This window comes from Escherichia albertii NBRC 107761 = DSM 17582, assembly GCF_000759775.1.
Classification (GTDB): Bacteria; Pseudomonadota; Gammaproteobacteria; order Enterobacterales; family Enterobacteriaceae; genus Escherichia; species Escherichia albertii.
The window spans coordinates 1-8,409 of record NZ_BBMY01000166.1 but is presented as its reverse complement, the minus strand read 5'-3'; the positions used below and the strand labels follow the sequence as shown (position 1 = coordinate 8,409).

Genomic DNA, 8,409 nt, shown 5'->3' with positions numbered 1-8,409 from the left:
CCCGGGTGATTAATCCATAACGCCAACGCGACCCAAGCTGCCAACGTAATATTGCGCAGGCACACAGCATAACGAACGTCTGGCTCCCAAGCATAACGGCGCTCTGCAATAACGTGAGATTAAAATTCCACAGATTGATGCAAAACATCCCGCATAAAACGGGAACAGCGCCGCGCCAGCCAAATATAAACAATATTGACAGCATTACGCACAGTGGCATCCACGCCAGGAAAATGTAGTTGGAATGGATAACAGCAAGTGGCGAAATAAAACGGGATAGCTGAATAAGTACCACGGTGAGCGTAAACGCCAGTGTGAATATCTTGATATTTTTTATCAGGTTATGCTCCACAAACATGAGTACACTACTCTCACTGATCGGGGTTTTCAGGCACACAAATAATAAGTTTATTCGCGTCGCGAAGCAAACAGAGGCCGGTCTGTTGCTGTTTTTTCATACGATGTGGCTTTTTACCTGGGCACAGGCTGTATTGCAATAGCGGCCCAAAAAGACAAAACCCCCGCTTTGCAGCGAGGGTTTGAAATTTGGTGGAGCTAAGCGGGATCGAACCGCTGACCTCTTGCATGCCATGCAAGCGCTCTCCCAGCTGAGCTATAGCCCCACGAGTTGTTTACGTACCAAATTCATCGGGTGCAGAATTTGGTGGAGCTAAGCGGGATCGAACCGCTGACCTCTTGCATGCCATGCAAGCGCTCTCCCAGCTGAGCTATAGCCCCATCACGTAAAGCTTGTCGAGTTGACGGGCGGCATCATATGAATTCCGTCCTGATGTGTCAACGGCAAATTGCAACGCACAGTTTCAATCGCTGAAAAATCAGGCAAATGAACATTTTTGGATTACGCCTCGCATTCAGTAGTTATTCATGTCACGGTTTCATGTAAATTGATGCTATAAAATGAACACCTAATAGACCCACAACCATTCAGGGAATTGTTATGTTCAAGGAGAGGATGACGCCAGAAGAACTTGCAAAGCTGACCGGTTATAGCCGCCAGACCATCAATAAATGGGTACGCAAAGAAGGCTGGGCGACATCGCCAAAACCAGGCGTTCAGGGGGGAAAAGCCCGACTGGTTCACATCAATGAACAGGTTCGTGAATATATTCGTAACGCAGAACGCCCGGAAGGTCAGGGAGAGTCCCCTGCCCTGTCTGGCGATGCGCCGCTTGAAGTGCTGCTGGTGACTCTGGCGAAAGAGATGACGCCAGCTGAACAAAAACAGTTCACATCCTTGCTTCTGCGGGAAGGGATTATCGGGTTATTACAACGCTTAGGGATTCGCGACAACAAATAATATGAAAAGATTACGTAATAAAATGACCACCGAAGAACTGGCGGAATGTCTCGGTGTGGCTAAACAAACAGTTAACCGTTGGATCAGAGAAAAAGGCTGGAAGACAGAAAAATTCCCCGGTGTGAAAGGAGGTCGCGCCAGACTTATTCTAATCGACACGCAGGTTTGCGCGTTTATTCAGAACACACCTGCGTTCCATAATACGCCAATGCTTCTTGAAGCCGAAGAACCTCTTGCTGAATACGCGCCAGGTATACGTACACCGGCTTATCGGCAAATTATCAGCGCAATAGATAATATGACTCATGTTGAGCAGGAAAAAGTCGCACAATTTTTATCACGCGAAGGAATTCGTAATTTCCTTTCCCGTCTCGACATTGACGAATCAGTATAAATAAACGGCAGGATATTATCTCCTGCCGTTTATTTTTTATACGCTAATTACTGCTGATTTTCACGTTCAGCAATAAACGCCAGCGCTTTATTGATACGCTCAATGCTGCGTGTTTTGCCAATTGCGTGAACGGTAACATCCAGCGCCGGAGACTGACCCGCGCCAGTCACTGCAACACGCAGCGGCATACCGACTTTACCCATTCCGACTTCCAGCTCATCCGCCGTTGCCTGAATGGCGTGATGGACGTTCTCAGCAGTCCAGTCAGAGATTGCAGCCAGTTTGTCACGAACCACTTCCAGCGGCTGACGTGCTACCGGGCGCAGGTGTTTTTTCGCCGCATCAGCGTCAAACTCAGCAAAATCTTCATAGAAATAGCGGCAACTCTGAGCCATTTCTTTCAGGGTCTTACAACGCTCGCCCAGCAATTTCACCAGCTCCGCCAGTTGCGGGCCGTTGCGGGTATCAATTTTTTCCTGCTCGATATGCCACTGTAAATGAGTAGCGACATACTCCGGCGGCAGCGCATTAATGTAGTGATGGTTCAACCACAGCAGTTTGTCGGTGTTGAACGCACTGGCCGATTTGCTGACGGCATTCAGAGTGAAGTATTTGATCATTTCTTCACGAGTGAAGATTTCCTGATCGCCGTGGGACCACCCCAGACGCACCAGATAGTTCAACAGTGCTTCAGGCAGATAACCATCATCGCGATACTGCATTACGCTAACCGCACCATGGCGTTTGGACAGTTTTTTACCGTCATCGCCATTGATCATCGAAACGTGCGCGTAAATCGGTACTGGCGCTTTCAGCGCTTTCAGAATGTTGATCTGACGCGGCGTGTTGTTGATATGGTCTTCACCGCGAATCACGTGGGTGATTTCCATATCCCAGTCATCAACAACGACACAGAAGTTGTAGGTTGGAGAACCATCAGTACGGCGGATGATCAGATCATCCAGTTCCTGGTTGCTGAACTCGATCGGCCCACGGATCTGATCGTCAAAAACAACGGAACCTTCCTGCGGGTTAGCAAAGCGCACCACGCACGGCTCATCATCAGCGTGATGTTCGTGGCTATGGCGGCAACGACCGTCGTAACGTGGCTTCTCGCCTTTCGCCATTTGCTCTTCACGCAGCGCTTCCAGACGCTCTTTGGAGCAATAGCATTTATAGGCGGTGCCCTCTTCCAGCATCTGATCAATAACCGCGTTATAGCGATCAAAACGTTTGGTCTGGAAGTACGGGCCTTCATCCCACTCCAGACTCAGCCAGTTCATGCCATCCATAATGGCTTCGATAGCTTCCGGCGTGGAACGCTCAAGATCGGTGTCTTCAATACGCAGCACGAACTCACCGCCGTGATTACGTGCAAAAAGCCAGGAGTAAAGAGCAGTACGCGCGCCGCCAACGTGCAGATAGCCTGTTGGGCTTGGCGCGAAGCGAGTTTTGATTTTCATGAAATGGCCTTACGTTTAGAAAGATGCCGACAACCGGCAAATCCTGGAAAAATTGAGTGGGCGATATTCTATCACTCCCGCCTGATTCCTCAATGCAGTTCGGGTTTCTACCTTACGCATTATTGTTTTCGTTGAAAAATTGCGCAACACGGTCTGTTTCACGCATATCTTGCTTAAATTTACGACGAACAAACAATTTCTATGGAAAATGCGTTGACTCATTTCCAACTCTCCCTATAATGCGACTCCACACAGCGGGGGTGATTAGCTCAGCTGGGAGAGCACCTCCCTTACAAGGAGGGGGTCGGCGGTTCGATCCCGTCATCACCCACCAACTACTTAATGTAGTTCCCGCAGTGTAACAATAAACCAAGAAGTGGGTGATTAGCTCAGCTGGGAGAGCATCTCCCTTACAAGGAGAGGGTCGGCGGTTCGATCCCGTCATCACCCACCACTTTGGGTCGTTAGCTCAGTTGGTAGAGCAGTTGACTTTTAATCAATTGGTCGCAGGTTCGAATCCTGCACGACCCACCAATGTAAAAAAGTGCCCTAAAGGCGCTTTTTTTGCTATGCCTGATTTACCACGTTTATTCCGTTAACGCCTTAACCAACCTCTCCAGCGCTGGCGTCGCCTGTTGTTGCTCATAAACAATATACAAGTCGGCAGGAATACGTTCCTCCAGTGGGCGAAAGGTCACTCCTGGCCAACTCATCTGGGCATAGCTGTCCGCCATCAGCGTGACCCCCAATCCCATACTGATCATCGCCAGCACAGTTTGCGGTTCTACCGCTTCCCTAACAATCATTGGTGAAAACCCTGCTTGCTGGCAAACGCGCTGTAAGAATGCCCAGTCAGAATGGACCGATGGCAGTGTCACAAAATATTCATTGCGTAACACAGCCAACGGTATCGTTAATCTTGTCGCCAGATGATGGTCTTCCGGTATTGCTACCAAAAATGAGGATTCATGTAATCGTAAACTGGTAAATCCCGCGGTTGGTTCAATCGCCATCCGCCAGATACCCGCATCCAGTTCCCGACGCTCCAGTAACGCCATTTGCATACCGGGCGATTTTTCACGAAATGAAACATGAACATTAGGGCTCTCTTTCAAAAAGCGTCGCATTGCCGGGCGCATTCGTCCCCACATGGCTGTTCCCACCACGCCCAACTCAATACGCTCTGCTTCGCCGCGGCCTATCTGCTCTACTCGTGCCAGCGCCTGACTGGCATTAGCCAGCAAGCGGCGCGATTCTTCCAGTAGAATTTTACCCGCATGAGTAAGCGCCACACTGCGCGAATGACGAACAAACAGCAGGGTGCCAAGTTGCTGTTCCAGATCTTTAATATGAATGCTTAATGGCGGTTGTGACATATTCAGTCGCGCAGCAGCCCGCCCAAAGTGAAGTTCTTCTGCAACCGCCAGAAAATAGCGCAATAACTTGAGATCAATACGATGCGTACTTTCCATAATTATTGCGCTCCATAGTAAGGTAAGACTCCAAATCTAGCACATTGCAATCGGGGTCAACCCCGTTTACATCAGCGAGCTAATTATTTTTGTGCTATTTTTTCAGGTTCATGCTTATAACGGAAAAACAGAGCAAAGATCACCGCCAGGGTTAACGCATACGTGGCAAATACCAGCCAGATAGTATGCCAGTCTTTCACACCATCAACCGTGAAATAGTCAACCGCCATGCCACTGAGAAGAGAGCCAACCCACGCCCCAACGCCATTGACCATCGTCATAAATAAGCCCTGAGCGCTGGCGCGAATACTGGAATCCACTTCCTGCTCGACAAATACTGAACCGGAGATATTAAAGAAGTCGAACGCGCAGCCATAAACAATCATCGACAGCAGCAATAAAACAAAGCCGCCAGGAGATGGATCGCCAAAGGCAAAGAAGCCAAAGCGTAATGTCCACGCCACCATACTCATCAACATGACGGTTTTTATACCAAAACGTTTCAAGAAGAATGGAATGGTAAGAATGAAGCCAACTTCTGCCATTTGTGAAACAGAGAGCAAAATGGAAGGGTATTTCACGACAAAGCTATCAGCAAATTCAGGGTTACGGGCAAAATCATGCAGGAACGGATTCCCAAAGACGTTAGTAATTTGCAGTACCGCACCTAATAACATGGCAAATAAAAAGAAGATTGCCATACGCGGTTTTTTAAATAACACAAATGCATCCAGCCCTAATTTACTGGAAAGTGTAGTACTCGTCTTATGTTCTGCCACCGGAATTTTCGGGAGTGTTAGCGCATAGGCTGCTAATACTAAAGATGCGCCAGACGCGATATACAGTTGTATACTGCTCAACTCCAGGTGCAATAAACTCACCAGCCACATAGCAACAATAAACCCTACGGTGCCATACACGCGAATGGGCGGAAAACGGGTTACCGGATCTAATCCGGCCTGCGCCAGGCACGAATAAGATACGCTATTGGATAATGCAATCGTTGGCATAAACGCCATCGCGTTAAGTAACATTACCCAGAACATCATATTCGATTCAGTAACAGAAGCGGCGTAAAACAGCACTCCTGCGCAAATTAAGTGGCACAACATATAGGTACGCTCAGCCCGTAACCATTTATCGGCAATAATGCCCATGATAGCTGGCATTATTATTGCGGCAATACCTTTAGAGCTATATGCCATACCTACATCAGCACCAGTAAAATGTAAGGTATTTATCATGTAAGATCCGAGGGTAACCAACCAACTCCCCCAGATAAAATATTGTAAAAAGGACATGACTTTTAAACGTGTTGCGATATTCATTTTCGGTTTCCTTATCGCAGTGAGTTGGCCTCATCCACGAGGCCATTTTTTTATTGTTTTCAGGCAATTTTGCGTAAAAATCCGCAAATCAGATTAATAAAATTTTGTCGGGATAATTCTGCTGCGGCCAATGTTTGTGCATGTGACAATTTCACATCGCTTAAACCTTCCGCCATATTGGTTATGGCTGACACGGCAACGACTTTCATTTCACAATGACGAGCAGTAATCACTTCAGGCACAACAGACATTCCCACGACATCACCGCCAATCATCTGCATCATGCGAATTTCCGCCGCCGTTTCGAAATTCGGCCCCGGATAAGAAACAAAAACGCCTTCAGTCAGAGGAAAACCTTCTTCCTGAGCAACAGCCTGCAACATAACCCGATAATCAGCATCGTAAGCGTTCGCTAATGAGAAAAAACGTTCGCCGAAGCGGTCATCATTAAGAGCCGTCATTGGAGTCCCCGGCATCGTGTTGATGTGATCTTTCAACGCAACCAGGCTTCCTGCCCCCACTTCCGGGCGAAGCGAACCCGCAGCATTAGTGCAGAACAACAGTTCACAACCCAGCAACTTAAACGTGCGAATAGCATCGGTCATAACTGTCATTCCCCGGCCCTCATAGAAATGACCGCGACCTTTCATGCAAGCAACAGGCACGCCAGAAAGTACGCCGAGGACCAACTCTCCTGCGTGGCCGTGTACGGTGCTCACCGGAAACCCCTGCAACTCGGTATAAGAAATGGCCACTGCATCTTCAATCTGTTCAGCCAATGCTCCCAGTCCCGAACCCAGAATAAACGCAACGCGTGGGGTAAAGTCTGGTTTGTGACGACGAATGATATCTGCGCAATACCACGGATTTTGTGAAAAATGAGATTGGGTCATGGCAAGTCCTTGTAATAAGCATTATTCGTTAAATATGAGTCACTTCCTTTTATAGCGAGAAAAATAAGTGAGTTACCAATACATTTGTCAGAGATATTCAATATAATTTTTAAATCGATCATAGCGCCATTTGTAGGAATATATAAATCTGGCGACTCGATAGTATCGATTTTATTTTAAATATTAATAAAAAAACAAAGACTGATTATCAGGCAATCGCTTACCTAATAATCAAACAAAATAAAAACTACAATTTCGTATTTCCAATCAATACTTCAAGTTCTGCAAATGAATGGGCTACCGTTGATGACCAGGTAATCATTAAATTCAAATAATCCGTTGCCAGCACAGACTGATATTTTTGTTGTTTACTACAATAAATAATAGATTGCTGGCCTAATGCATAAGCAATGCCATTCATAATACCGGTATCAACATTTGGCTCAAAGGTATCTGAATAAAAAATGGCTTGCCTTGACTTTCTTAAATTATCGATATCAGTCGCAATATCACTCATGTTGTCGCCAACGATGAAAGTCTTACCTGCATTGCTGATCGCATCTTTGATCTTCTCCAGTAAGCCCCGGGAGGGTTCGGTATACATAAAGTTAGGATCAAGGTAATAATCATATTCAATCGGCAATGGCGTAATCGGTACGGCAGGAGTAATCGCCGTACCGAAATCGGCGATTAAATTTTGTTGAAATATTTGCAACGCACGTTTGATGATATCGTTCGTTTGCTCACGATAGTTGCTAATACTGACATCAGAATCTGACACCGAAACAACGTTTGCAACGTAATTTGTCAACTTACTTATCGGATAAAACTCTGTAGAATTACCCGCCGCCCATAAGAGAAAATCTGTTGTAATCAGATGCACCTGCATCCCTAAAGCCCAGGCATAACCCACCTCCCATGCACAACCTGAATCATAGGTTCCACCATCAAAATACCCGACAACCCCAACACTGTTGTCCATATTCGCGACATCATTAACAAAAATCTCTTCTTCACTGGAGGCACCGGCATCATCACGATAGGGAAGAAAAGTATGAATCAAAGGCGGCAACAGACCATCGTCAATCCATTGATCGATAATATCATTTAAGTTTAGAGCATCTAATCGCCAGGGCGCGCAATAAACCCGACATTGGTTATATAATTGATTTGCCATAACATCCTCTTTTGCGAATCATTAATTTTGATAAAGACCATATCAGGCGTAATGACTGGAAGTTGCCGGAGCGCCATTATGTTTGTATTTAAATAGCACCATAAATGCAATGGCAAGAACCAGCGAATATCCGGCAAACACCAGCCAAATGGTTGACCAGTGTGGATTACCATCCGTCGTTAAATAATCGACAACTTTGCCACTAATAAAACCGCCAAGAATGCAACCAAAACCATTGGCCATCATCAGGAATACACCCTGTGCGCTATTACGAATCGATGGGTCCACCTCTTGTTCGACAAATACCGAACCTGAAATATTGAAAAAATCAAAAGCACAGCCATAGACAACCATGGAGAGGGTG

8 protein-coding genes, 5 tRNA genes and 1 pseudogene are annotated in these 8,409 nt (G+C 46.6%); 5 read left to right on the top strand and 9 right to left on the bottom strand.

Going from position 1 to position 8,409, the window contains the following annotated elements; translation table 11 throughout:
* The 3 genes from EA14781_RS20860 to EA14781_RS20850 all read right to left on the bottom strand — a co-directional run.
* The coding region (locus tag EA14781_RS20860) for an MASE1 domain-containing protein (protein ID WP_042336176.1) at positions 1-358 on the bottom strand (358 nt) is incomplete at its 3' end.
* Positions 359-547: 189 nt separating this feature from the next.
* A tRNA-Ala gene (locus tag EA14781_RS20855) sits at positions 548-623 on the bottom strand.
* Between the two features lie 39 nt (positions 624-662).
* Positions 663-738: transfer RNA gene (locus tag EA14781_RS20850), tRNA-Ala, on the bottom strand.
* 220 nt (positions 739-958) lie between these two features.
* Here EA14781_RS20850 and EA14781_RS20845 point away from each other — a divergent pair.
* Complete coding sequence (locus EA14781_RS20845; protein WP_000472030.1) at positions 959-1,318, top strand: YfeC-like transcriptional regulator; 360 nt, start codon at positions 959-961, stop codon at positions 1,316-1,318.
* 1 nt (position 1,319) lies between these two features.
* A complete protein-coding gene (locus EA14781_RS20840; RefSeq protein WP_000826487.1) occupies positions 1,320-1,712 on the top strand; it encodes a MerR family transcriptional regulator in 393 nt (130 codons plus the stop codon).
* A gap of 47 nt (positions 1,713-1,759) precedes the next feature.
* Here the strand turns inward: EA14781_RS20840 and gltX are convergent, their stop codons facing one another.
* Positions 1,760-3,175 carry a glutamate--tRNA ligase gene (gene gltX, locus EA14781_RS20835; protein WP_000695637.1) on the bottom strand — a complete coding sequence of 472 codons (1,416 nt, stop codon included), beginning with the start codon at positions 3,173-3,175 and terminating at the stop codon, positions 1,760-1,762.
* A 258-nt stretch (positions 3,176-3,433) separates the two neighbouring features.
* Between gltX and EA14781_RS20830 the strand changes: the two genes are divergently transcribed.
* The 3 genes from EA14781_RS20830 to EA14781_RS20820 all read left to right on the top strand — a co-directional run bounded on the left by EA14781_RS20830 (position 3,434) and on the right by EA14781_RS20820 (position 3,709).
* Positions 3,434-3,509, top strand: a tRNA-Val gene (locus EA14781_RS20830).
* Positions 3,510-3,553: 44 nt separating this feature from the next.
* A tRNA-Val gene (locus EA14781_RS20825) sits at positions 3,554-3,629 on the top strand.
* Between the two features lie 4 nt (positions 3,630-3,633).
* Positions 3,634-3,709, top strand: a tRNA-Lys gene (locus EA14781_RS20820).
* A 53-nt stretch (positions 3,710-3,762) separates the two neighbouring features.
* On the opposite strand, the gene EA14781_RS20815 is transcribed toward EA14781_RS20820, so the two are convergent.
* The 5 genes and pseudogenes from EA14781_RS20815 to EA14781_RS20795 all read right to left on the bottom strand — a co-directional run.
* On the bottom strand, positions 3,763-4,647 hold the full coding sequence (locus EA14781_RS20815; RefSeq protein ID WP_000446233.1) for a LysR family transcriptional regulator: 885 nt from the start codon (positions 4,645-4,647) through the stop codon (positions 3,763-3,765).
* A gap of 83 nt (positions 4,648-4,730) precedes the next feature.
* Positions 4,731-5,975: a nucleoside permease gene (locus EA14781_RS20810; protein ID WP_001017568.1), complete on the bottom strand. Its 1,245-nt coding sequence runs from the start codon at positions 5,973-5,975 to the stop codon at positions 4,731-4,733.
* Between the two features lie 59 nt (positions 5,976-6,034).
* The gene (gene xapA, locus EA14781_RS20805) at positions 6,035-6,868 is read right to left on the bottom strand and encodes a xanthosine phosphorylase (RefSeq protein WP_000194406.1); all 834 of its coding nucleotides are present in this window, start codon (positions 6,866-6,868) and stop codon (positions 6,035-6,037) included.
* Between the two features lie 247 nt (positions 6,869-7,115).
* Complete coding sequence (locus tag EA14781_RS20800) at positions 7,116-8,045, bottom strand: nucleoside 2-deoxyribosyltransferase (protein WP_000013326.1); 930 nt, start codon at positions 8,043-8,045, stop codon at positions 7,116-7,118.
* Between the two features lie 42 nt (positions 8,046-8,087).
* Positions 8,088-8,409, bottom strand: a pseudogene (locus EA14781_RS20795) (MFS transporter); the annotation flags it as partial.

Bases quoted from the DNA above. Each gene is read 5' to 3' on its own strand.
- EA14781_RS20845 (WP_000472030.1), top strand. From the start codon at position 959: ATGTTCAAGGAGAGGATGACGCCAGAAGAACTTGCAAAGCTGACCGGT.
- gltX (WP_000695637.1), bottom strand. From the start codon at position 3,175: ATGAAAATCAAAACTCGCTTCGCGCCAAGCCCAACAGGCTATCTGCAC.
- xapA (WP_000194406.1), bottom strand. From the start codon at position 6,868: ATGACCCAATCTCATTTTTCACAAAATCCGTGGTATTGCGCAGATATC.
- EA14781_RS20815 (WP_000446233.1), bottom strand. From the start codon at position 4,647: ATGGAAAGTACGCATCGTATTGATCTCAAGTTATTGCGCTATTTTCTG.
- EA14781_RS20800 (WP_000013326.1), bottom strand. From the start codon at position 8,045: ATGGCAAATCAATTATATAACCAATGTCGGGTTTATTGCGCGCCCTGG.
- EA14781_RS20840 (WP_000826487.1), top strand. From the start codon at position 1,320: ATGAAAAGATTACGTAATAAAATGACCACCGAAGAACTGGCGGAATGT.
- EA14781_RS20810 (WP_001017568.1), bottom strand. From the start codon at position 5,975: ATGAATATCGCAACACGTTTAAAAGTCATGTCCTTTTTACAATATTTT.